The 23,346-nt window shown below is 65.8% G+C and carries 16 protein-coding genes and 1 pseudogene; 8 read left to right on the top strand and 9 right to left on the bottom strand.

The genetic code is table 11. The features are described from left to right. Window positions 1-83 precede the first annotated feature (83 nt). Window positions 84-3,313: pseudogene (gene icmF / locus ACFQDH_RS03540) on the top strand (fused isobutyryl-CoA mutase/GTPase IcmF). Window positions 3,314-3,467: 154 nt separating this feature from the next. Here the strand turns inward: icmF and ACFQDH_RS03535 are convergent. Beyond that, window positions 3,468-4,649 (bottom strand): trans-sulfuration enzyme family protein, encoded by a 1,182-nt coding sequence (locus ACFQDH_RS03535; RefSeq protein ID WP_382398527.1) that lies wholly within the window; start codon window positions 4,647-4,649, stop codon window positions 3,468-3,470. A gap of 39 nt (window positions 4,650-4,688) precedes the next feature. Here ACFQDH_RS03535 and ACFQDH_RS03530 point away from each other — a divergent pair, with 39 nt between their 5' ends. The 3 genes from ACFQDH_RS03530 (at window position 4,689) to ACFQDH_RS03520 (ending at window position 8,389) form a co-directional block, all read left to right on the top strand. Next, on the top strand, window positions 4,689-5,246 hold the full coding sequence (locus tag ACFQDH_RS03530) for an Lrp/AsnC family transcriptional regulator (RefSeq protein ID WP_382398525.1): 558 nt from the start codon (window positions 4,689-4,691) through the stop codon (window positions 5,244-5,246). Between the two features lie 131 nt (window positions 5,247-5,377). Beyond that, complete coding sequence (locus ACFQDH_RS03525; protein WP_382398523.1) at window positions 5,378-6,028, top strand: hypothetical protein; 651 nt, start codon at window positions 5,378-5,380, stop codon at window positions 6,026-6,028. Between the two features lie 48 nt (window positions 6,029-6,076). Then, complete coding sequence (locus tag ACFQDH_RS03520) at window positions 6,077-8,389, top strand: FdhF/YdeP family oxidoreductase (protein ID WP_382398521.1); 2,313 nt, start codon at window positions 6,077-6,079, stop codon at window positions 8,387-8,389. A gap of 6 nt (window positions 8,390-8,395) precedes the next feature. Here the strand turns inward: ACFQDH_RS03520 and ACFQDH_RS03515 are convergent, their stop codons facing one another. After that, on the bottom strand, window positions 8,396-9,097 hold the full coding sequence (locus ACFQDH_RS03515; protein WP_382398519.1) for a helical backbone metal receptor: 702 nt from the start codon (window positions 9,095-9,097) through the stop codon (window positions 8,396-8,398). 104 nt (window positions 9,098-9,201) lie between these two features. On the opposite strand from ACFQDH_RS03515, the gene ACFQDH_RS03510 reads away from it, so the two are divergent. Then, window positions 9,202-10,914 (top strand): AMP-binding protein, encoded by a 1,713-nt coding sequence (locus ACFQDH_RS03510; RefSeq protein ID WP_382398517.1) that lies wholly within the window; start codon window positions 9,202-9,204, stop codon window positions 10,912-10,914. Between the two features lie 4 nt (window positions 10,915-10,918). Here the strand turns inward: ACFQDH_RS03510 and purU are convergent, their stop codons facing one another. The 7 genes from purU to glyA are packed head-to-tail and all read right to left on the bottom strand — an operon-like array spanning window position 10,919 to window position 19,574. Then, window positions 10,919-11,791, bottom strand: coding sequence for a formyltetrahydrofolate deformylase (gene purU / locus ACFQDH_RS03505; RefSeq protein ID WP_382398515.1), 873 nt, complete (start codon window positions 11,789-11,791; stop codon window positions 10,919-10,921). 41 nt (window positions 11,792-11,832) lie between these two features. Then, window positions 11,833-13,224 (bottom strand): L-serine ammonia-lyase, encoded by a 1,392-nt coding sequence (locus tag ACFQDH_RS03500; RefSeq protein ID WP_382398513.1) that lies wholly within the window; start codon window positions 13,222-13,224, stop codon window positions 11,833-11,835. Then, window positions 13,224-13,832, bottom strand: a complete 609-nt coding sequence (locus tag ACFQDH_RS03495; RefSeq protein WP_382398511.1) for a sarcosine oxidase subunit gamma — start codon at window positions 13,830-13,832, stop codon at window positions 13,224-13,226. The genes ACFQDH_RS03500 and ACFQDH_RS03495 overlap by 1 nt, the downstream gene beginning before the upstream one ends. Further along, window positions 13,825-16,731 carry a 2Fe-2S iron-sulfur cluster-binding protein gene (locus ACFQDH_RS03490; protein ID WP_382398509.1) on the bottom strand — a complete coding sequence of 969 codons (2,907 nt, stop codon included), beginning with the start codon at window positions 16,729-16,731 and terminating at the stop codon, window positions 13,825-13,827. Before ACFQDH_RS03490 ends, ACFQDH_RS03495 begins: the two co-directional genes overlap by 8 nt. After that, a complete protein-coding gene (locus tag ACFQDH_RS03485) occupies window positions 16,728-17,024 on the bottom strand; it encodes a sarcosine oxidase subunit delta (protein ID WP_382398507.1) in 297 nt (98 codons plus the stop codon). The genes ACFQDH_RS03490 and ACFQDH_RS03485 overlap by 4 nt, the downstream gene beginning before the upstream one ends. A gap of 28 nt (window positions 17,025-17,052) precedes the next feature. Further along, window positions 17,053-18,282 (bottom strand): sarcosine oxidase subunit beta family protein, encoded by a 1,230-nt coding sequence (locus ACFQDH_RS03480; protein ID WP_382404802.1) that lies wholly within the window; start codon window positions 18,280-18,282, stop codon window positions 17,053-17,055. A 2-nt stretch (window positions 18,283-18,284) separates the two neighbouring features. Beyond that, window positions 18,285-19,574 (bottom strand): serine hydroxymethyltransferase, encoded by a 1,290-nt coding sequence (gene glyA / locus ACFQDH_RS03475; protein WP_382404801.1) that lies wholly within the window; start codon window positions 19,572-19,574, stop codon window positions 18,285-18,287. A gap of 248 nt (window positions 19,575-19,822) precedes the next feature. Here glyA and ACFQDH_RS03470 point away from each other — a divergent pair, with 248 nt between their 5' ends. The 3 genes from ACFQDH_RS03470 to ACFQDH_RS03460 all read left to right on the top strand — a co-directional run bounded on the left by ACFQDH_RS03470 (window position 19,823) and on the right by ACFQDH_RS03460 (window position 23,337). Further along, complete coding sequence (locus ACFQDH_RS03470; protein ID WP_382398505.1) at window positions 19,823-20,473, top strand: GntR family transcriptional regulator; 651 nt, start codon at window positions 19,823-19,825, stop codon at window positions 20,471-20,473. Window positions 20,474-20,863: 390 nt separating this feature from the next. Next, window positions 20,864-22,402 carry a purine-cytosine permease family protein gene (locus ACFQDH_RS03465; protein ID WP_382398503.1) on the top strand — a complete coding sequence of 513 codons (1,539 nt, stop codon included), beginning with the start codon at window positions 20,864-20,866 and terminating at the stop codon, window positions 22,400-22,402. Further along, a complete protein-coding gene (locus tag ACFQDH_RS03460) occupies window positions 22,399-23,337 on the top strand; it encodes a polysaccharide deacetylase family protein (protein ID WP_382398501.1) in 939 nt (312 codons plus the stop codon). Before ACFQDH_RS03465 ends, ACFQDH_RS03460 begins: the two co-directional genes overlap by 4 nt. The last annotated feature ends 9 nt before the right edge of the window (window positions 23,338-23,346 follow it).

Genomic DNA, 23,346 nt, shown 5'->3' with positions numbered 1-23,346 from the left:
TGGGCCGGGCCAGGCGATTGGACCCGAATACTTGGACGTCCTACTATTGGGAGCGTATTCCGAGTTTGATGAGTGGAGACCCCATGTCCGAGGCACCCGCACTGCATGTTCCGGTGAACCCGGTGCGCATCGTCACCGCGTCCAGCCTGTTCGACGGGCACGACGCGTCGATCAACATCATGCGGCGCATCATGCAGAGCCAGGGCGCAGAGGTGATCCACCTCGGGCACAACCGCAGCGTCCAGGAAGTCGTCGACGCGGCGATCGAGGAGGACGCTCAGGGGATCGCGGTCAGCTCCTACCAGGGCGGGCACGTCGAGTATTTCGAGTACCTCGTGCAGTTGCTGCGCGACGCCGGGGCCGACCACATCAAGGTCGTCGGCGGCGGCGGTGGCGTCATCGTTCCCGAGGAGATCGACCGGCTGCGCAACTCTGGGGTCACGATCTTCAGCCCGCAGGACGGCCAGCGTCTCGGCCTGGTCGGGATGATCAACCAGGTCATCAAGGACTGCGACTTCAACACCTACGACCTGTCCCGGCCGGATGCGCATGCCGTGATCTCCGGTGACCGTACGGCGGTCGCACGCACGATCACCGGTGCGGAGCAGGGCGCGCTCGATCCGGCCCTGCTGGAGCAACTGCACGCCGCGGCAGCCGACCGCCATACGCCCGTGCTCGGCATCACCGGCACCGGCGGCTCCGGCAAGTCGAGCCTGACCGACGAGCTGGTTCGCCGCTTCCGGATGGACCAGCAGGACAAGTTGCGGGTCGCGTGCGTGGCGATCGATCCGACCCGCCGTCGCGGTGGCGGCGCTCTGCTCGGCGACCGCATCCGGATGAATTCCCTTGACGGAGAACGCACTTACTTCCGGTCGCTCGCGACCCGTGGTGGCCGAGAGTTGCCCGAGGAGCTCACCGAGGTGCTCACGGTGCTGCGTGCGGCGGCATACGACCTGATCATCGTGGAGACGCCCGGCATTGGTCAGGGCGACGCGGCGATCATCGACTTCGCCGACGTCAACCTCTACGTCATGACGCCCGAGTTCGGTGCGCAGAGCCAGCTGGAGAAGATCGACATGCTCGACTTCGCCGACGTCGTCGCGATCAACAAGTTCGAGCGGCGGGGTGCGATGGACGCGCTGCGCGATGTCGGCCGGCAGATGGTCCGCAACCGCGAGGCATTCGGCAAGAAGCCCGAGGACATGCCGGTCTTCGGCACATCGGCCGCGACCTTCAACGACGACGGTGTCACCGCGCTCTACCAGGAGCTGTGCTCGGAGCTCGATGCCAAGGGGCTCGAGCTGCCGCAAGGCGCACTCGAACCGGTCACGGTCCGGCACTCGTCGGTGCTGCGCCAGGTCGTGCCGCCACAGCGGGTGCGCTACCTCGCAGAGATCAGCGAGACGGTGCGCGGCTACCACTCCGACACCCAGCGGTATGTCGATGCGGCTCGTCGCGTGCAACATCTGACGACAGCGCGAGATGCGTTGGCGGACAAGGCTCCTGATGCTTTGAATACCCTGATCGACGAGGCGGGCGAAGCGCTGCCAGGGTCGGTTACCCGGCTGCTGACCGACTGGCCGAAGGTTGTCGAGTCCTACAGCGGTGACGAGCAGGTCGTGACGATCCGCGACAAGGAGATCCACACGGCTCTCGCGCGGGAATCGTTGTCGGGAAACAAGATCCGGCGGGTCGCGTTGCCGCGCTACCAGGACGACGGCGAGTTGTTGTCGTTCCTGCGCCGGGAGAACCTGCCGGGCTACTTCCCTTACACAGCAGGCGTTTTCCCGTTCAAGCGGGACAACGAGGACCCGGCGCGGATGTTCGCCGGCGAGGGTGACCCCTTCCGCACCAACCGCCGCTTCAAGCTGCTGTCCGAGGGGCAGCCGGCGACCCGGCTCTCGACCGCGTTCGACTCAGTCACCCTCTATGGGCGTGACCCCGACCTGCGGCCGGACATTTACGGAAAGGTCGGCACCTCAGGCGTTTCCGTCGCCACGCTGGACGACATGAAGGTGCTGTATGACGGGTTCGAGCTGACCTCGCCGTCGACCAGCGTGTCCATGACGATCAACGGCCCGGCGCCGACGATCCTGGCGTTCTTCCTCAACACGGTCATCGACCAAGAGCTGGCGAAGTTCGCTGACGAGCAGGGCCGGCAGCCGAATGACGAGGAAACGCAACAGGTTCGGCAACGTGCGCTCGCGACGGTCCGCGGCACGGTGCAGGCCGACATCCTCAAGGAGGACCAGGGCCAGAACACCTGCCTGTTCTCCACCGAGTTCTCGCTGCGGATGATGGCCGACATCCAGGAATGGTTCATTCAGAACGCCGTTCGCAACTTCTACTCGGTCTCGATCAGCGGCTACCACATCGCCGAAGCCGGCGCGAACCCCTGAGCCAGCTGGCGTTCACGCTGTCGAATGGCTTCACCTACGTCGAGGCCTACCTGGCGCGCGGGATGGACATCGACGACTTCGCGCCCAACCTGTCGTTCTTCTTCTCCAACGGCATGGACCCGGAGTACTCCGTGATCGGCCGCGTCGCTCGGCGGATCTGGGCGGTCGCGATGCGTGACAAGTATGGCGCCAACCCGCGCAGCCAGAAGTTGAAGTACCACGTGCAGACGTCCGGTCGGTCGCTGCACGCGCAGGAGATGAACTTCAACGACATACGGACCACGCTGCAGGCGCTGATCGCGATCTATGACAACGCGAATTCGTTGCACACCAACGCTTTTGACGAGGCAGTCACGACGCCGTCGGAGGAGTCGGTGCGTCGCGCCCTCGCCATACAGTTGATCATCAACCGGGAGTGGGGCCTGGCGATGAACGAGAACCCACTGCAGGGTTCGTTCATCATCGACGAGCTGACCGACCTGGTCGAGGAAGCTGTGCTGCTGGAGTTCGACCGCATCTCCGAGCGCGGTGGAGTGCTCGGTGCGATGGAGACCGGCTACCAGCGTGGCAAGATCCAGGACGAGTCCATGGTCTACGAGCACCGCAAGCACGACGGATCGCTGCCGATCGTCGGCGTCAACACCTTCCGCAACCCGCATGAAGGCGAGGTGCCGCAGAAGGTCGAGCTGGCCCGCGCGTCGGAGCACGAGAAGGAGTCGCAACTGGCTCGCGTCGAAGCGTTCCAGCAGGAGCACCGCGACGAGGCACAGGAGGCCCTGACCCGGCTGCGCGAGGCAGCGACCAAGGGCGAGAACGTCTTCGCGGTCCTCATGGATGCGGCGCGAGTTTGCTCCCTCGGTCAGGTCACCGAGGCGTTCTTCGAGGTCGGCGGCCAGTACCGCCGCAACGTCTGAGAACCGTCCCCTCTGATCGAGAGGACAGGCAACTACCGAGAGGACACCGGATTCGCGGGTCTTTGCCCGGTTTTTGCCCGGAATCCGGTGTCCTGTCGGTATTCGGGTGTCCTCTCGGTCAGGGGGTCGATACGGCCTCGCCTGGCGGCTCGGCCTACTCGACCCGCTTGAGCGCCTGGGCGAGGTCGGCGCGTAGGTCCTCGACGTCCTCCAGGCCGATCGAGAGCCGTACGACGCCTGCGTCGGGTCGCGCGTCGGCGGGCACCGGCCGGTGGGTGAGCGACGCCGGGTGCGAGATCAGGGAAGTCACGCCGCCGAGCGAGACCGCGTGCTCGAAGAGTCGGACCGAGCTCACGAGGTGCGCGGCGGCGTCATACCCGCCTGCCAAGCGAAGTGCGAACATCGCTCCGGAGCCACGCATTTGGCGACCGACGATCCTGGTCGGGTCGCACTCGCTCAATCCGGGGTAGTACACGTGCTCGATAGCGGGGTGTTCAACAGCCCAGCCGACCAGCTTGTCGGCGGATGCCTGCCCGGCTCGCACCCGCAGCGGGAGGGTCGCCAGCCCCCGGTGCAGCAAGTAGCCGCCCATCGGGTGCAACAGGCTGCCGGTGATCGCGCGGACGCGGCGCAGCGCTTCGGCCCATGGCGTGCTCGTCGCGACGATGCCGGCGATCGCATCGCCATGTCCACCAATGAATTTCGTGGCGCTGTGCAACACCAGGGCGGCGCCGAACTGTGCCGGGTTCTGCAGGATCGGGGTGGCGAACGTGTTGTCCACGACGACGGGCGCGGAGCCGGCCGCCTCGGTGATGGCGGCGATGTCGACGAGTTCCAGGGTCGGGTTGGCCGGCGTCTCCACCACCACCAGGCACGTGTCGGAACGCACCGCGTCCGAGACCTCTGACGGCGCGCAATAGGTCGTCTCGACGTCCAGCAGCGGCGAGCCGAGCAGGTGGTCGGTGCCGCCATACAAGGGACGTACGGCGACGACGTGGCGCCCCTCGTGCTCGCTCTTGGCCGCCAGTATGACGGCGGTCATCGCCGCCATACCGGATGAGAACGCGACGGCCTCGTCGGTGCCCTCGAGCGCCGCCAAGCCTTCTTCGAAGCGCGCCACTGTCGGGTTCCACAGCCGTGCGTAGACACTGCCGCCACCCGGCACGGGGCGTCCGCCGCCGGCCATCGTTTCGTAGGACAGCCCGCTGGCGTCCAGGTCGGGCACCGGGTTCGTGGTGGACAGGTCGATGGACGGGACGTGCACGCCCTGCTCGGCCAGACCCTCCCGACCAGCGTGCGTGGCGATCGAGTCCATCTGCAGCGTGGGTGTCGTCATGCTGCGCACGCTAGAAGAATCCGGTGCAGAATGGATCGTATGGCGAAGAATCCAGCACGTGGACGGGAAATCAAGACAGGATCCACTGATCCGGGTCGAGTGCCGATGTCCGCGCCGAAGAATCCGCCGTCCGTCAGTGGACTTGATGAGGTGGATCTGGCGTTGCTGGCCGAGCTCGCAGCCAACGCGCGGATCACCAACGCGGCCCTCGCGGGGCGCATCGGCATCGCCGAGTCGACATGCGCCAAGCGGATGCAACTTCTGCGCGACCGCGGGATCATCACCGGCTTCTCCACGCAGATGGACCTCGCCGCGCTGGGCTATCCGATCCAGGCAGTCATCGCGGTGCGGCTGGCCACCCACAATCGCGACCACGTGCTGCGCTTCCACGACACGCTCACCGGCATCCCCGGTGTGCTGACGGCCTTCCACGTCGCAGGGGAGAACGACTATCTGTTGCATGTCGCGGTGACGACGCCGCAGGAGCTGCGCGACCTGGTGCTCGACCACATCACGGTGCACGCCGGCGTGCAGCACACCGAGACGCAGCTCGTCTTCGGTGTGCTGCCCGGCGCGGGAATCTTCAGCAAGACCTGAGGCGGTACGCAGCTGCTGAGGATTGGAGCGAACCTTTGCCGAACCCCAGGAAAAGGGTCTAACGTGCTTTACGGAGTCACATCCTCCACATGACGAGATCACGTAGGTGCGATCCCGCCTTGGCGTCAGTCATGAAAGGGATGACAACTATGGATGTCACCATTGCCGCATCTGCTTTTCCTCCGCTCGCGCTCGGGTTCTTCGGGCTGGGCACCGGATACCTGATCTACGGGCCACAAGAGCTCTTCGGCTGGCCGGCCAAGAGCGAAAAGGTCGACATGGGGACCGGTGTTTGGGGCATCTGGCTTCCGGGCTTTTGCCAGTTCGTTGCAGGCACCATCCTTTTCCTGGGCCTCGGCCTGTTCCCCGGCACGTTCGCCGATCACACGGCGAACGGCTTGGGCTCGAGTTCTCCGCTCTACATGGCTGCTTTTGCGTTCTCGGCATACGGCATCCACTGGTTCGGCATCGGCTGGAACAGATACCGCGGCACTGATGCGCGCGCCAATACCGGGATGACGGTCGGCTACACGGTCATATCGGTGATGGGCGTGGTGGTCTTCTTCGACGTGGGTGACTGGCCGGTTGGATTGGTGTTCGTCGGACTGACCGCGATCTACGTGTGCGACTTCTTCGCCTCGGCGCTGACCCCAGGGAAAACGCTGCATACCTGGGGGCTGCGAGGCTTGGGCTGTTTCCACCTGATCACGGGAGTATGGCTGCTCTATTGTGCGTTTGCGGCCGCAGTCAACATGTCCCTCGGATTCAACTGGAAGCTGTGATCGCGCCGCATCCGCTGACCCGACAAATATGAAATAGGTTGAGTAGAAATGGCTGACAAGCCGATTGAGCGCGAGCATCGCGGGCAGGACATCGAGACGAAGCCGCCGAAGAAGTCCTCCGTCGGACTCCCCGGAATCCTTGAGTCCGTCCGGTATGGCGAGACCGAGATGGGGGCGAAACGGAGCCTGCGGACGTTCCTGAAGATGAACCAGGTCGGCGGCTTCGACTGCCCGTCGTGTGCCTGGCCCGATCCAGCCGAGCGCAAGACTGCCGAGTTCTGCGAGAACGGCGCGAAGGCGGTCGCGTGGGAGGCTACCCGCAAACGGGTGACCCCTGAGTTCTTCGCCGAGCACTCGGTGGCCGATCTGCGGGATCGCGACCACCATTGGCTCGAAGCAAACGGTCGGCTGACGACGCCGATGTACCTCGCCGCCGGCGCCACGCACTACGCGCCGATCGCCTGGGAGGATGCGCTCGGGCTCATCGCCGACCGCCTGAAGGCGATGCCCAGCTCGGACCGTGCGGTGTTCTACACCAGCGGGCGGGCAAGCAACGAGGCGGCTTTCGTCTACCAGCTGCTGGCCAGGAGGCTGGGCACCAACAATCTGCCCGACTGCTCGAACATGTGCCACGAGTCCAGCGGTGCCGCACTGTCCGCGACGATCGGCGTCGGCAAGGGCTGCGTCAGCATCGAGGACCTGTCCGACTTCGCGGACCTGATCGTCGTCGCAGGGCAGAACCCCGGCACCTGCCACCCGCGGATGCTGACAACCCTGGAGAAGGCCAAGAAGCGCGGCGCCAAGATCGTCGGCATCAACCCGCTGCCGGAAGCGTTCATGGGCAAATTCCGCAATCCACAGTCGGTCCGCGGTCTGGCCGGCACCGGCACCGACCTGAGCGACATGTACCTGCCAGTCCGCGTCAACGGTGACATGGCACTGTTCGCGGGGTTCAGCAAGGCGCTGACCGAGCGCGAGGACGCTGCTCCCGGAACGGTCTTCGACCACGACTTCATCGACCACTACTGCGACGGTTTCGAGGAGACCGTGGCCGGGTGGCGCGCCCTCGACTGGGAGGACATCACCCGGATGTCCGGCATCAGCCGGGCGGACATCGAGCGGTTCGTGGACCTGGTCGTCGACGCGGGCTCGGTCACCGTGTGCTGGGCGATGGGCCTGACGCAGCACCGCAACTCGGTCGCCACGATCAAGGAGATCGTCAACTTCCTGCTGCTGCGTGGCAACATCGGCAAACCGGGTGCCGGGCCGTCCCCGATCCGCGGTCACTCCAACGTGCAGGGTGACCGCACGATGGGCATCTGGGAGAAGATGCCGGCCTGGTTCCTCGACGCCATACAGGCCGAATTCGGTTTCGACCCGCCGCGCGAGGAGGGGTATGACACGGTGAAGACGATCGAGGCGCTGCGCGACGGCACCGTCGACGTCTTCGTCTCGCTGGGCGGCAACTTCGTCGCGGCGACCTCCGACACGGCAGTCTGTGAGGCGGGTATGGCGAACTGCAAGCTCGTCGTCAACATCGCCACCAAGCTGAACCGGTCCCACCTGTGTGCCGGACCCGACAGCGAGTCGCTGATCCTGCCCTGCCTCGGCCGCACCGAACGCGACGTCCAGGCCGGCGGCGACCAGTTCGTGACCGTTGAGGACTCGATGTCGATGGTGCACGGTTCATGGGGTCGGCTACTACCTAGCTCGCCGCTCTTGCGCAGTGAAGTCGCCATCGTCACCGGCCTGGGCGAGAAACTCTTCGGCGCGCAGGACGGCTCCGTCGACTGGCGTGCGATGCGTGACGACTACGGCGTGATCCGCAAGCACATCGAGCACGTGGTGCCTGGGTTCCACGCCTACAACGAGCGGGCGCACCCCTCGCAGCGGCGCGGCTTCATGCTGCCGCGCGGGCCACACGACTCGCGGACGTTCAATACCGCGACCGGTAAGGCGCGGTTCACCGCAAACACGCTCTCGTGCGCCGAGGTCCCCGAGGGCTACCTGTTGCTGAACACGGTGCGGTCGCAGGGCCAGTTCAACACGACCGTCTACGACTACGACGACCGTTACCGGGGCATCAAGGGCGGGCGTCACGTCGTGATGGTCAACGAGGCCGACCTCGCGGCGAACGGGCTCCGCGACGGCGACATGGTGGACGTGATCAGTAACTCTGCGTCCGGGGAACGGCGGGCCAAGTCCTTCCGTGCCGTCGCATACCCGACTCCGGCGGGGTGCTGTGCTGCGTATTTCCCGGAGGCCAACGTCCTGATCCCGCTGGAGGCCACCGTCGACGTCAGCAACACGCCGATGTCGAAGTCGGTGCCGGTGCGTCTCGAGCGCGTCGGTCAGCCCTGAACCCGGTCAATCGGCGAGGGTCCGGTGTGCCTCGATTATCGACGGGCCGTACCAGGTGATGAGGCGTCCGCTGAGTAAACGGGTCGGAGTGCTGAACGCTTCGGGGCCATCTTCGGCGGTGAACACATACGGTTCGTCGGGCAGGAGTATGACGTCAGCCCCTCGCGCGTCCAGGTCTGCGAGCTCGACCTTCGGGTAGCGCCCGTCGGAGTCGGCATACACATTGTCAAAACCCGTGCGGCGCAACAGGTCTCCGGTGAACGTGCGCGAACCGACCACCATCCACGGGTCTCGCCAGATCGGCACTGCGACGCGCGCCCGCACCGGCGGTAGCTCTCCTGACCAGAGTGATCGAGCCTCCGCCAACCAGGCCGGCCGTTCCCACTGAAGGACCGTGTCGAAGAGTTCGTCATACGCCGCGAAAGCTGCTGGCACCGTTTCGATTTCGCTCACCCAGACGTTCACACCGGAGTCGCGCAGGCGCCGTACGTCCAGCTCGCGGTTCTCCTCCTTGTTGGCAACGACGACGTCGGGTTGCAGAGACCGGATCGTCTCGAGGTTGGGGTTCTTCGTGCCGCGCACCCGCGTCACATCGAGGTCGGCCGGGTGGGTGCACCAGTCCGTCGCGCCGACGAGTGCTTCGGGCCGTGTGGCGGCCAGTGCTTCGGTGATCGACGGCACCAGGGAGACGACGCGTTGTGCGGTCATGGGTCGATCTTTTCATCCGTGGTTTCGATACGCTCCCCCGCTGCGCTCCTCCGCTACTCAACCAGCTGTTTCGATACGCTCCTCAACCAGCTTGTGGCGGTGCCATGATGACGAACATGGACGCGACCACGGCATACCGGGCGGCGCGGGACTTCCTCCTGCAGCACTACGACAACTACGACCAGGCAGTCGAAGGTTTCCACTGGCCCGACCTGGGCGATCGGTTCTGCTGGGCCGTCGACTGGTTCGACGCGGTCTCGGTTGGCAATGACCGCCCGGCGCTGGTGATCGTCGAGCAGGACGGCTCGCGGACCAGTCGCAGCTTCCAGGAGATGTCCCGCCGGTCCGATCAGGTCGCCACCTGGCTGGGTGGTCTCGGCGTCGGCAAGGGCGACGCCGTGATCCTGATGCTCAACAACCAGGTCGAGTTGTGGGAGACGATGCTCGGCGTGATGAAGCTGGGCGCGGTCATCGTGCCCACGACGACCGCCGCCGGCCCGAGTGATCTGATCGATCGTCTCGAGCGCACCTCCGCCAAAGCAGTCGTGTGCAACGCGAGCGACATCGGCAAGTTCGACGAGGTCCCGGGCGACTACCTGCGCCTCAGCGTGGGTGCCGCCGACGGCTGGCAGGACTTCGCGAATGCCTTCGAAACCGAGTGGCGGGCCATCGCGCACCCGGGCACGACGCCGCAGGACCGGCTGTTGCTCTACTTCACCTCGGGCACGACGTCGAAGCCGAAGCTCGTCGAGCACACGCAGGTGTCCTATCCGGTCGGTCACCTGTCCACCATGTACTGGATCGGCCTGCGGCCAGGCGACGTGCACCTCAACGTCTCCTCGCCGGGCTGGGCGAAGCACGCCTGGTCCAACTTCTTCGCGCCGTGGATCGGCGAGGCGACGATCTTCATCTACAACTACTCCCGCTTCGATGCTCCCGCTCTGCTGGAGCAACTGCGCACCGAGGGTGTCACGAGCTTCTGCGCGCCCCCGACTGTATGGCGGATGCTCATCAACGCCGATCTCGGCGTAAAGCCGGACGCCCTCCGTGAGGTGGTCGGTGCCGGAGAACCGTTGAATCCAGAGGTGATTCGGCAGATCGAGAAATCCTGGGGCGTGACCATCCGCGACGGCTATGGGCAGACCGAGACCAGCGTGCAGATCGCCAACACTCCCGGTTCTGCCGTGCAGCCCGGCTCGATGGGGCGTCCGTTGCCGGGTGTGCCGTCGGGTCTCGCGGATCCGGTGACCGGCGAGTTGCTCCCGGCCGACGCAGACGAGGGTGAGATCTGTCTGGACCTGAGTCAGCACCCGGTCGGGCTGATGACCGGCTACCAGGCCGACCCCGAACGCAACGCTGCCGTCATGGCACACGGGGTCTACCACACCGGCGACGTCGCCTCCCGCGACGCGAACGGCTACTACACCTACATCGGGCGCACCGATGACGTGTTCAAGGCGTCCGACTACAAGATCAGCCCGTTCGAGTTGGAATCGGTGCTGATCGAGCATCCGGCGGTCGCCGAGGCCGCAATCGTGCCCGCACCCGACCCGGTGCGGCTGGCCGTGCCGAAGGCCTACATCGCGCTGGCACCCGGTCACGAGCCGACGAAAGAGACCGCGTTCGAGATCCTCAAGTACGCGAGGGAACACCTGGCGCCATACCAGCGGGTGCGGCGGGTCGAGTTCTACGAGCTGCCCAAGACGATCTCCGGCAAGATCCGCCGGGTCGAGCTGCGCGGACGTGAAGAGGAGATCGCCGGCGAGCGCTCCGTGCCTGAATGGCGCGACGACGACTTCCCCGAGCTGAAGGGCTAGTTCCTCAGCGGAGCACGACCGTCCGCTGACCTTGGACGAACACCCTTCCCTCACAGTGCCATCGGACTGCGTTCGAGAGGGCTTTGCACTCGGTGTCCCGTCCGGCGGCCACCAGATCGGCCGGGGTGTAGGAGTGGTCCACCTCCTGCACCTGCTGGGAGATGATTGGTCCCTCGTCGAGATCGCCGGTCACGTAATGCGCAGTGGCACCAACGGTTTTCACGCCGCGTTCATACGCCTGGTGATAGGGCTTGGCACCCTTGAAGCTCGGCAGGAACGAGTGGTGGATGTTGATCGCGCGGCCGCTCAGCTTGCGGGTCAGGTCGTCGGACAGGATCTGCATGTAGCGGGCGAGCACGACCAGATCGACGTCGAGCTCGTCCACCAGTTGCAGCAAGCGCGCCTCGGCCGCCGGCTTGGTCGCGGCCGTCACCGGGACGTGGTGGAACGGCACGTGATGCCATCGCACCAGGTCCTCGTGGTCGGGGTGGTTGGACAGCACCCCGACAATGTCGATCGGCAGGTCGTCGACGTGCGCGCGGAAGAGCAGGTCGTTCAGGCAGTGGGCGGATTTCGACACCATGATCAGCACCCGTTGCTTGTCGGTCGATCGCCGCAGCCGGGCATTCAACTGCCACTGCTCGCGCAAGGGGTCCAGTGAGCGATCCAACGACTCGATCCCAGGATCACCATCCTCGGGCACCACGAAGTCGACCCGGCATACGTAGCGCCCGGCGAGCTGGTCGTCGAACTGCTTGATCTCCCGTATGTCGGCACGGTTGTCGACGAGGAACCCGGTGACCGCGTGCAGCAGTCCGGGCCGCTCCGCGCCGTCCAGCGTCAGCACATACCGGTGTTCACCGTTGTCTCCGCTCATGGCGAATCTCCTTGTCTTTGAGGCATGTTCATCAGAGCAACTCAGCACTCGACCACGTTCACGGCGAGACCGCCGCGGCTGGTCTCCTTGTACTTGCTCTTCATGTCCCGGCCGGTCTCCCGCATCGTGCGTATGGCGGCATCCAACCGCACCCGGTGATCGCCGTCACCCTGCATCGCCAATCGCGCCGCGTTGATCGCCTTCACCGATGCGATCGCGTTGCGCTCGATGCAGGGCACCTGCACCAGGCCGCCGACCGGATCACACGTCAGCCCGAGGTTGTGCTCAATGCCGATCTCCGCAGCGTTCTCGACCTGCACTGGTGCTCCGTCGAGCACCGCGCAGAGCCCTGCCGCTGCCATCGAACAGGCCGAACCCACTTCGCCCTGGCAGCCGACCTCGGCGCCGGAGATCGATGCCCCCTCCTTGAAGAGGATGCCGATCGCACCTGCCGTCAGCAGGAAAGTGACCACCTCCTCGTCCGACGCGCCGTCGACGAAGCGGGTGAAATAGTGCAACACCGCACGCACGATGCCGGCGGCACCATTGGTCGGTGCGGTGACGACCCGACCGCCAGAAGCGTTCTCCTCGTTGACCGCCAGCGCATAGAGATTCACCCACTCCATCGCCCACAGCGGATCGCTCATCGTTCCGGTGCGAGCCCGCTCGGCCGCCTCGTGGGCCCGCAGCTTCCGCCGCAGCTCCGGAGCCCGCCGTCGCACCCGCAACCGCCCGGGCAGAAACTTCTCCTCCCGGGTGCAGCCGTTCTCGACGCACTGCTGCATCACAGCCCAGACCTCCAGCAACTGCGCTCGGGTGGTCGCTTTGGGGCGGAAGGCGGCTTCGTTGGCGAGCATCACCTCGGCGATGGAGCCACCCGTGGCCGAGCACTGGGCGAGTAGTTCCTCCGCGCTGGTGAACGGGTGCGGAACCTCGACGGCATCGGTGCCGAGCCCGCCGTCGTCGTCCTTGTCGACGACGAATCCGCCTCCGACCGAATAGCTTTCGGTCTCGGTGAGTATGGCGCCTGTGTCGTCATACGCGGTGAAACGCATACCGTTGGGGTGCTGGGGGAGGGGCTTGCGGTGGAACTCGACGTCGACAGCGGGGTCGAAGTCGATCGCCCGCACGGCTGCGAGCAGGAGCCGTCGCGTGTCACAGATCTCGTCGAACTGTTCGAACGCCGCGTCGACGTCCACGGTCTTCGGATCGGCTCCGGTCAACCCGAGGACGACGGCACGGTCGGTGCCGTGCCCCACGCCGGTTGCGGCGAGAGACCCGAAGAGCTGCACCGTCACACGCTGCACGCGCTCAAGTGTCGACGCCCGCTGCAGCCCGGTGACGAACCGGGCTGCAGCGCGCATCGGGCCCACGGTGTGCGAGGACGACGGCCCGATCCCGATTGAGAAGAGGTCGAGTACGGAGAGGGCCATCAGGCGAACTCGCGCATACCGTCCAACAGCCACCGAGCGGTGTGCGTCGCGAACGACGCCCTCGGCATGATCCGCCAGGTGTCAGGCTCGACGCGCCAGAGAATGACATTCACCGTGCCCAGCAGCGTGACCAGTGCGGAACCTGCCGGGAACACGTTCGGGTCCAGATCGAGCCGACAGGACTTGTCGAGCACGTCCTGGGCGCGAGTACCGCGCAGTTCGAGCGTGGTCCGATTCGCCGAGAGGTCGACGACCTGGCCCGGCAGGCCACCCAGGGCTGTGCTCAACTCGTCGGTGATTTGTGCCGGGTCCGTGCCACCGTCGGACTCATCAGGGGCGATGAGCAGGAACTCGTCAGGCCCGGACCAGAGGACGTGCCGGTTGCCGGAGAGCTCCGTGACGTCACCGACACCGGCCGGCAGCGCTCCAGTGAGGGTCCACTCGAGGGCAACTGCCGATGGGCTGCCGGGCTCGACACGCAGCCCGATCTGGGCGAGGAACGGGATCTCTCGCAGTGCCACGTCGGTGCTGCCCCCGGACTCCAACTCCTTGGCCAGCCGCTGCAGCGGACTACGGCGGCGCTCCAGCACCACATTGCGCTCAACCATCGCGACGTGCTCCTTCCTTGTCGTAGACAACTGCCTCGGCGATCTGCGCCGGGAAGAACTTTCCCCCGAACGACACCATCACCTCTTCGCCGACCCGCGAGCGACCGTCCCTGACGAGCGCCAGTGCGAACGTCCGGTCCAGCGCCTCGCTGTGATAGCTCGACGTCACATGTCCGATCATCGGAATCGGTTGCGGCGCAATGCCACTCAGCGGCTTGTCCGGCGCGTTCTCCGGCGTGACGACCTGACTGCCCTCCGGCAACCGCAGCTCGCGGTCGACCGGGAAGAGACTGACGAGTTGCTTGCGTCCCTCCTCGACGTGGCCGGCGCGTGCATAGGACCGCATGCCGATGAAGTCCTTCTTCTTCTTGGCGACGACCCAGTCCATCCCGAGGTCCTGCGGCGTGACCGTGCCGTCGGTGTCCTGCCCAACGATCGGAAAGGCCTTCTCGGCACGCAGCACGTGCATCGTCTCGGTGCCATATGGCGTGATGCCGAACTCTGCACCCGCGTCCGTGATGTCGTCCCAGACGGCTTCGCCATACCAACCGCTAACGTTGACCTCGAAGGCCAGTTCACCGGAGAACGTCACCCGGGCGATGCGAGCAGGTATGCCGCTGGCCAGCACGGTGTCGTGGAACGCCATGAACTCGAAGCCTTCCCGTGACACGTCCAGGTCCGGCGCAATCTTGTGTATGACGTCACGCGACCGAGGGCCGGCGACGACCGTCGTGGACCACTGCTCCGTCACCGAAGTGAAGAAGACGTCGAGGTCCGGCCACTCGGTCTGGTGCCACTCCTCCAACCACTCCAGGACCCCGGCCGCGCCGCCGGTCGTGGTGGTCATCAGGTAGCGGTCCTCCGCGAGCCGGAAGGAGACACCGTCGTCGAAGACCATGCCGTCCGGGCGGCACATGACGCCATACCGCTGCTTGCCGATCGGGAGCTTGGCGAAGGCGTTGGTGTAGATGCGGTTGAGGAAGGTCGGCGCGTCCTTACCGCGGATTTCGATCTTGCCCAGCGTCGAGCCGTCCATGTAGGCGACATTCGTTCGTGCTGCACGACATTCGCGACCCACCGCAGCGTCCATGTCCTCACCCACCTGCGGGTAGAACCAGGGGCGCTTCCACTGGCCGACGTCCTCGAACTCGGCACCGCGCTCGACATGTCGCACCTGCGCGGGAGTCACTCGCGCCGGATCGTAGAGCTGCCCGCGGGCACGACCAGCCAGCGCCGCGAAGGCGACTGGCATGAAGGGCGCACGGAAGGTGGTGGTCCCGATGGTGCCGGGCGACGGCTTCGGGGTGAGCGCGTCGCTCGGCCCGGCGTCGTCGCCCTGGCCGGGCTGGCCGACCGGCACGGACGCCATGTCGTGTTCGCCGAGCAGCTGGCTCAGCAGGCCGATCGTCAGCACTCCGCCGATCTTGCCCTGGTCGAGACCGGTGCTGATCGAGGTGTAGCGCTTCACGTGCTCCACCGAGTGCATGCCAGCGTGCACCGCGCGGACGACACCGGCCGCCGTCTCGTCACGTTGCAGGTCCACGAAATGAGTGTCGAAATTGCCTGCAGGAGAAGGGATTACCCATAGTGCATCCGTGACGCCCGAGCGGCTTCGACGCTCGTCTATGGTAGTCGGATCGGGTTGTCCCGCACCGGCGGCAACGCCCTCGGCGATCGCGCCTGCGGTCCAGTAGGTGCCGGTCACCGCACCGGCAAGTGCCTGGTCACGCACCGGACTGGACGGTACGAAGCCGAGCAAACCATCGTCCCAGTGCAGCGCACCCTGGCGTTGCGAGTGCAGGTTGACGTTTGCCGACCAGCCGCCGGAGACCGCGAGCAGATCGCACGGAAGCTGTTGTGTCTGCTGAGCATCGGCACCTGCGGGAGCGATGCGTACTCCGACGAGTTCGTCGGATCCGACGGCCTCGACGACCACGTGCCCGTGACGGACATCGACCGACGTCGGGTCCTCGACGCCCGCCGTCGGCCGGCTGTCGACCAGAGTCACCTTGGCGCCGGCCGACGCGAGGTCGGCCGCGACGGAGTATGCCGAGTCGTTGGTCGTGAGCACGACGATCTGCTCGCCGACCAAAACGCCATACCGGCCGAGGTAGTTCTGAACGGCCGATGCCAGCATTACGCCGGGCAGGTCGTTGTTCGCAAATACCAGGGTTCGCTCGAACGCACCTGTCGCCAGCACGACCCGTCCGGCATTGATGTGCCAGACGCGCTGGCGGGAGACGCCATCCTTTTGCGGCGCGTCGACCCGCTTTTCGAGCGCGATCAGGTAGTTGCTGTCGTAACTGCCGAAGACACTGGTGCGCAACAGGATCCGGCAGTTGGTAGCGGCATCGAGCTGCTCCCGCACGTCCTGGATCCACGCGCCCGCAGGGACGCCCTCGACGATTTCGTTCGGCCGGCCGAGCAGGCTGCCGCCGAGCGCGAAGTCCTGCTCGAAGAGCATTACTCGTAGACCGGTGGCAGCGGCCGCGCGGGCCGCGGCCAGGCCGGCCGGGCCGGCGCCGATGACGGCGACGTCGGTGTGCACGTGCATGTGGTCGTACTCGGCGGGGTCGACCGACTGGTCGAGGGTGCCGATTCCGTCCTCCCAGGTCAGCTGCAGCCCTTCGACCAACTCGGTGATGGTCGCCGGCTGCATCGACTCGCCATACTCACCGTTGACCCGCACGAATGCGTTCGGCTCCTCGGCACCGCTGCTCATCACGCCGCGCGGCCGTCCGCGATAGATCGAATTCCCCACGCGGACAACTCCGTTGGCCAGCGCAGCCGAAGCGACGGTGTCGCCGGACAGGCCGTCGTACGACCGGCCGTCGAGGGTGAAGGTGCGCGACTGTGCGCGGTCGACGACGCCGCCGGACCGGAGACGACGTGCGCTCATGACTGCGCTCCTTGCGTGCTGTTCGCGTCGACCGGTGCCGCGCCGACGTAGGTGGAGGTGATGTCGTAGGTGCGGGTGTCACGGACCGCGTTGAACCATTTGCGGCAGCCTGCGCTGTGCACCCAGCGCTCGCGGAACGCGCCCTTCGGGTTGTCCCGGTAGAAGAGGTACTGCGCCCACTCCTCATCACTGACGGCCTGCGGGTCCTCCGGGTAGGGGATATGGGCCTGGCCGCCGTAGGTGAACTCGCCCTCCGGGCGCACGCCGCAATGGGGGCAGTTGATCATCAACATGTCGGGATCTCCTTCAGTCTGGGGGCGCTCAGTGAGCGACGGCTGCGGCGCCGTGCTCGTCGATGAGCTCTCCGGTGACGAAGCGCTCGAGGGAGTAGGGACGGTTGAGCTCGTGCGGCTCGTCGTTGGCGATGGTGTGTGCGAAGGCGAAACCGGCACCCGGCACGGCCTTGAATCCGCCTGTGCCCCAACCGCAGTCGACATACATGCCGTCGACGGGGGTGAGTCCCATGATGGGAGACGCGTCCAGCGTGACGTCGACGATGCCGCCCCAGGTCCGCAGCAGGTGTGCGCGGGAGAACGCGGGGAAGAGCTCGACCGCGGCTGACATCTGGTGCTCGATGATGTTGAACGAGCCGCGTTGTCCATAACCGTTGTAGGAGTCGACGCCGGCGCCCATGACCAGTTCACCCTTGTGGGCCTGCGAGACATAGACGTGCACGTGGTTCGACATCACCACCGTCGGATGGATCATCTCGTGCAGTTCGGAGACCAGCGCCTGCAAGGGATGCGACTGGATCGGCACCCGGAAGCCGGCCATTTCGGTGAGCGTGGACGTGTGCCCGGCGGCGGCCAGCGCCACCCGACCGGCCTTGATGTTGCCCCGGGTCGTCCGGACGCCGACGACCTTGTCGCCGTCCATGTCGAAGCCCGTGACCTCGCAGTTCTGGATCAGGTCGACACCCAGTTCGCTCGCGCGTCGTGCGTAGCCCCAGGCGACCCAGTCATGCTTGGCGATGCCGGCGCGCGGTTGGTAGGTCGCGCCCATCACCGGATAACGAATGTCCTGGCTGATGTTGATGATCGGGCAGATCTCCTTGACCTGCTCGGGCGTGATGTATTCAGCGTCCACACCGTTGAGCCGGTTGGCTTCCACCCGGCGCACCGAGTCACGCTCGTCCTGCAACGTGTGCGCGAGGTTCAGCACGCCACGCTGCGAGAAGAAGATGTCGTAACCGAGCTCGTCCTCCAGTCCTTCCCAGAGCTTCAACGACTTCTCGTAGATCGCCGCGGACTCGTCCCACAGGTAGTTGCTGCGGATGATCGTGGTGTTGCGGGCCATGTTGCCTCCGGCCAGCCAGCCGCGTTCGAGGACTGCGACTTTGGTGATGCCGTGGACTTTGGCGAGGTAGTAGGCGGTCGCCAGTCCGTGGCCGCCGCCGCCGACGATCACGACGTCGTAGGAGTCTCGCGGGTCCGGGTTGCGCCACAGGAACGACGGGTGCGGTGGCAGAGCTCGCTGCTCTGATGGGGTCATCATCACGCCTCCTGGGCCGCGAGGCCGGAATAGAGCGGGAAGCGCGCGGTCAGGTCGGCGACCCTGGAGCGCAGCTCGTCGGCGACGGCGTTGACGTCGTCGGTGGTGAGAGTGGCCGCGATGATGTCGGCAACCTCGGTGAATTCCGCATCGCCGAAGCCACGGGTGGCAAGGGCCGGAGTGCCGATCCGCAGGCCGGAAGTGACCATCGGTGGACGTGGGTCATTGGGAATCGCGTTGCGGTTCACCGTGATTCCGATGCTGTGCAGGCGGTCCTCGGCCTGCTTGCCGTCGAGTTCGGCGTCGCGAAGATCGACCAGGACCAGGTGCACGTCGGTCCCGCCGGACAGCACGCGGATGCCGTGCTGTGCTGCGTCATCCTGCAGCAGCCGCTCCGCGAGCAGGCGCGCGCCGGACAGCGTGCGGCGCTGGCGGTCCACGAAGTCGTCGGACGCGGCGAACCGGAAAGCGACCGCTTTCGCGGCGATGACATGCTCCAGCGGCCCGCCCTGCATCCCGGGGAAGACCGCCGAGTTGATCTTCTTGGCGATCGCGGCGTCATTCGTGAGGATGATGCCGCCGCGTGGGCCGCCGAGCGTCTTGTGCGTCGTGCTCGTCGTGACGTCCGCGAACGGCACGGGGTTCGGGTGCAGGCCGGCGGCCACCAGCCCGGCGAAGTGCGCCATGTCGACCATCAGCAGCGCGCCGACCTCGTCGGCGATGGCGCGGAACGCCGGGAAATCGAGCGTGCGCGGGTATGCCGACCAGCCGGCCACGATCAGCTTCGGCCGGTGCTCACGGGCGAGCCGGGCGACCTCGTCCATGTCGATTCGTCCGTCGTCGCCGACGTGATAGGCCGCGACGTCGAACATCTTGCCGCTGTAGTTGATCCGCATCCCGTGCGTCAGGTGACCGCCGTGCGCGAGGTCCAACCCGAGGATCGTGTCGCCCGGCTGGAGCAGCGCGAAGTAGACCGCTGTGTTGGCCTGGGCGCCGGAGTGTGGCTGCACGTTGGCGTATGCCGCGCCGAAGAGGCTCTTCACCCGCTCGATCGCGAGAGTCTCGATCACGTCGACGTGCTCGCACCCGCCGTAATAGCGTCGACCGGGGTAGCCCTCGGCATACTTGTTGGTGAGCACGCTGCCCTGCGCCTGCAACGCCGCAACCGGCGCGAAGTTCTCTGACGCGATCATCTCCAGGGTGTCCTGCTGACGGCGTAGTTCAAGCGCGACGACGGCGGCAACCTCCGGATCTGCTTCTGCCAGAGGGGAATTGAATTCTCCCCGCGTCATACCGGCTGCTGGTGCGTCGGTCAGGGTGGGGCTTGCTGAGGTCACGGCGATTCCTTCCGCACGTTGAAGTCGACAACTGATATATCAGTTGTCGGGTAAGCTAAGCCCCAGATCGCCCGCTGTCAATACTCAATGCGGACATGGCCGAGGTGCTTCGCAGTCGCTTCGCGCCTGAGCAGCACCTCGGCCATGTCCGCCCGGCTCCATATTTGATCCACTGCATTGGAAGTGCTGCCATGATTCGATCCGTGCCCAACCAATCGCGGACCAACGGATCGTTGACCGAGGCTGCCTACGAAACGCTCAAGGAGCGCCTCGTGCTGCTGGACATCGAACCGGGCGAGCCGCTGAGCGAGCAGGCGCTTGCCGCCGAGCTGGCGGTCGGTCGCACGCCGCTGCGGGAAGCCCTGAAGCGCCTGGAGTCCGACCATCTGGTCATCACCTATCCGCGCCGCGGCACCTTCGCGAGCCCCGTGGACATCACGGCGCTGTCGGAAATCTCCGAGATTCGGCGGGTCCTCGAGCCACTTGCTGCCGGGCTCGGTGCCGTGCGCGCCGACGCTGATGATCGCCGCAGTCTGGAGAAGTTGCGGGACGGACTCGCCGCGCTGCCTGCCGACACCTCTGCGCGCGATCACATGGAGTGGGACCTACAGGTGCACCGCGCCATCTATCGGGCGACGCACAACGACCACCTTGAGACGGCGCTGGTGCGCTACGGCAACCTCGCGACCCGGATCTGGTCGGTGGCGGCGCCACGCCTGCCTGATGTGGGATCGCACATCGTGGAGCACATCGAGCTGCTCGAGGCCGTGCGCGCCGGCGGTAGTGGGCATGCGGAGCAGCTGATGCTCAAGCACATGCAGGCCTTCGAGGTCCGGATCCGCACGGTCCTCTAGTCACCCACGAAGGTTCTCCCTCACTGCGCTGCTCCGAATGCTTCGCGGGACCCCGACTGCCCCATCCGAATATTTCGCGAGGCCCTCCTCGTTCTTCGGGGAATTCGCGAGGCCACGCTTCGATTCTGCGACCAGTCTGCGAACTACTGGCCGGTAGGGCTTGACGGTGTTCTGGATCACATCTACGTTCAGTGCAACCAAGTTGCGTTGAACGCAACAAGAAGTTCTCGAGGAAGACGCGTCGGCCGGTGTATGCCACCGAGCGCACCTGAACTCGTTCGCGCGGCATGAGGCCGATGTTGGCAGCTCGGATTGCCAAACGGCCTCGGCGGCCACACGGGCCATGTGGTCCGGGATCCCGGAATCCCCTTCCCCCAGAAAGAAACCGGAATGCAAATCACTGACGCATCACCCGACGAGGCGCAAACAGCCGACGTCGAGGACGTGCTACAACCGATCCCCGAGTCGAAGCGGACCACCAAGGTCTCCGGCCAGTTCTGGATCTGGCTCGGCGCCAACGTCGCCCCGATCAACTGGATCCTCGGCGCACTGGGCGTCCAGCTCGGCCTCAGCTTCAGCGACACGATGATCGTGCTGGTCGTCGGCAACCTGATCGGCATGTTCGGCTTCGGCTTCTTCGTGCTGCTCGGCCAACGCTCCGGCGCCACCGGAATGCTGCTCTCCCGCGGCGCCTTCGGGCGCAAGGGTGCGTATCTGCCGGCCGCCGTACAGGCGATCGTCGCCATCGGCTGGGCCGCGGTGAACACCTGGATCATCCTCGATCTGGTGATGAGTCTCTTCGGCCTGCTCGGCTGGGTCGACCCCAACGCGCACAACTACGGTGCGCGCATCGCCGTGGCCGCGCTCATCATGATCATCCAGGTCATCATCTGCTTCCTGGGTTACCGCGCCATCGCGGCCTTCGAGCGCTGGTCGATGCCGCCCACCATGGTCGTGCTGACCATCATGACGATCCTGGCGTGGACCAAGGTCAACGTGAACTGGGGCTTCCAGGGCGCCGGCCTGCACGGCACCGAGCGCTTCGCCACGATGACCGGGATCATGACCGCGATCGGGATCGGCTGGGGCATCGGCTGGTTCACCTACGCCCCCGACTACTCACGCTTCGTCAGCCGCAGCGTTCCACGCCGCAAGCTCTACTTGACCAGTGTCTCCGGCATGATCATCCCGGTCATCTGGCTGGGCGCCCTGGGCGCTTCGCTGGCCACGACCAACCCGAAGGCCGACCCGGGCCAGCTGATCGCGGGCAACTTCGGCACGATGGCGATCCCGATCATCCTGCTGGTGATTCACGGGCCGATCGCGACAAACATCATCAACATGTACACCTTCAGCGTCGCCAGTCAGGCGCTGGACATCAAGATCTCGCGGCGCAAGCTGTCGCTGCTGGTGGGCGTCCTGTCGATGTGCGCGGTGATCGGCTTCATGTTCGCGGGCAACTTCGCCACGGTCGTCGACACCTGGTTGGTCGCGATCGCCGGTTGGGTCGCCACCTGGGCCGGCATCATGGCGGTGCATTACTTCATCTTCGAGCGCAAGCACCGCAACTTCGACTACCTCTTCCGTGACCCGAAGGACACCCACCTCAAGGCGGTTAACAAGTACGCGATCATCGCGTTCCTGTGCGGCCTGGTGATGACCTGGATGTTCATGTATGGCGGCATCCCGGCTCTGCAGGGACCGGCGGCGCGTGCTCTCGGCGGTGCGGACTTCTCCTGGCTGGCCGGCGCGCTCACCTCCGGCACGATTTACTTCCTGTCCGGCTACCGGCGCTTCAAGCGCCGGATCCACGACGGCATCCCGCTGGGTCTGCGTGAAGGTGTCGCAGACGACCAGGCAGTCGCGGAGCTGGAGACCTGTGAACAGGACGCGGCCGTCCGTGACCAGGTCGAAGAGGTTCATGCATGAAAGCCCCCTTCCACCCGCCGTCGGGCTTCAGCTGGCCCGCAGGGAAGAAGTTCGCAGCGTCGCTCACCTTCGACGTGGACGCGGAGGCCGGCGCACTCGCCTTCGACTCCACCTTCCACCGTCGTATGTCGCTGATGACCCACCAGAACTACGGACCATCCGTGGCGGTGCCGAAGCTGCTCGCGATGCTCGACCACCACGGCATACAGGCGACGTTCTTCGTGCCCGGCTACACGGCTGACCTCTACCCCAACATGGTCCGGGCCATCGCGGATGGTGGCCACGAGGTCGCACACCACGGCTGGATGCATGAGAAGACAACGTCGCTCACCGACGCGCAAGAGGCCGAGATGCTCGATCGCGGGCTGGAGAGCCTCGACCGCGTTGGCGTGCGGCCGGTCGGCTACCGAGCGCCGTGGTGGGAGTACAACTACCGAACGACCGACATGCTGCTCGAGCGCGGATTCGCCTACGACTCAAGCCTGTTGGACGGTGACGTGCCCTACCGCTTCACCTCGGCTGAGGGCGCCGAACGCGACCTCGTCGAGATCCCGGTGGACTGGGCGCTGGACGACTGGGAGCAATTCGCGTTCTACCCGGAGTGGACCGGCAGCGGCCTTATCGAGTCGCCCCGCAAGGCGCTGCAGATGTGGTCCGACGAGGCCACCGTGGCAGCAACGGCAGGTAACTGCTTCGTCCTCACCAACCACCCGTTCATCTCCGGGCGCCCGACCCGGCTCAGTGCATTGTCCGAGCTCGTCGACCACATCAAGTCCCTGGACGGCGTGTGGTTCGCCACGCTCCAGCAGATCGCGGAGCACACCGCAAACACGTTGCCCGACATCACGATCCACCGGCGGATCCCCGACCCGGGACCACAGCCCGGCCAGAACGGCGAAGGACACCCGCTCGGCCACCTGAATGACAACCTCTAGAAACAAGGA

Origin of the sequence: Flexivirga alba, from assembly GCF_042661025.1 — a bacterium.
GTDB lineage: Bacteria > Actinomycetota > Actinomycetes > Actinomycetales > Dermatophilaceae > Flexivirga > Flexivirga alba.
This window is presented reverse-complemented; position numbering and strand designations above follow the sequence as displayed.

Excerpts from the sequence above, each read along its gene's own strand:
- ACFQDH_RS03535 (WP_382398527.1), bottom strand. The coding sequence starts at position 4,649 with ATGACGACACCCACGCTGCAGATGGACTCGATCGCCACGCACGCTGGT.
- ACFQDH_RS03530 (WP_382398525.1), top strand. The coding sequence starts at position 4,689 with ATGGCGAAGAATCCAGCACGTGGACGGGAAATCAAGACAGGATCCACT.
- ACFQDH_RS03525 (WP_382398523.1), top strand. The coding sequence starts at position 5,378 with ATGAAAGGGATGACAACTATGGATGTCACCATTGCCGCATCTGCTTTT.
- ACFQDH_RS03520 (WP_382398521.1), top strand. The coding sequence starts at position 6,077 with ATGGCTGACAAGCCGATTGAGCGCGAGCATCGCGGGCAGGACATCGAG.
- ACFQDH_RS03515 (WP_382398519.1), bottom strand. The coding sequence starts at position 9,097 with ATGACCGCACAACGCGTCGTCTCCCTGGTGCCGTCGATCACCGAAGCA.
- ACFQDH_RS03510 (WP_382398517.1), top strand. The coding sequence starts at position 9,202 with ATGATGACGAACATGGACGCGACCACGGCATACCGGGCGGCGCGGGAC.
- purU (WP_382398515.1), bottom strand. The coding sequence starts at position 11,791 with ATGAGCGGAGACAACGGTGAACACCGGTATGTGCTGACGCTGGACGGC.
- ACFQDH_RS03500 (WP_382398513.1), bottom strand. The coding sequence starts at position 13,224 with ATGGCCCTCTCCGTACTCGACCTCTTCTCAATCGGGATCGGGCCGTCG.
- ACFQDH_RS03495 (WP_382398511.1), bottom strand. The coding sequence starts at position 13,832 with ATGGTTGAGCGCAATGTGGTGCTGGAGCGCCGCCGTAGTCCGCTGCAG.
- ACFQDH_RS03490 (WP_382398509.1), bottom strand. The coding sequence starts at position 16,731 with ATGAGCGCACGTCGTCTCCGGTCCGGCGGCGTCGTCGACCGCGCACAG.
- ACFQDH_RS03485 (WP_382398507.1), bottom strand. The coding sequence starts at position 17,024 with ATGTTGATGATCAACTGCCCCCATTGCGGCGTGCGCCCGGAGGGCGAG.
- ACFQDH_RS03480 (WP_382404802.1), bottom strand. The coding sequence starts at position 18,282 with ATGACCCCATCAGAGCAGCGAGCTCTGCCACCGCACCCGTCGTTCCTG.
- glyA (WP_382404801.1), bottom strand. The coding sequence starts at position 19,574 with ATGACGCGGGGAGAATTCAATTCCCCTCTGGCAGAAGCAGATCCGGAG.
- ACFQDH_RS03465 (WP_382398503.1), top strand. The coding sequence starts at position 20,864 with ATGCAAATCACTGACGCATCACCCGACGAGGCGCAAACAGCCGACGTC.
- ACFQDH_RS03460 (WP_382398501.1), top strand. The coding sequence starts at position 22,399 with ATGAAAGCCCCCTTCCACCCGCCGTCGGGCTTCAGCTGGCCCGCAGGG.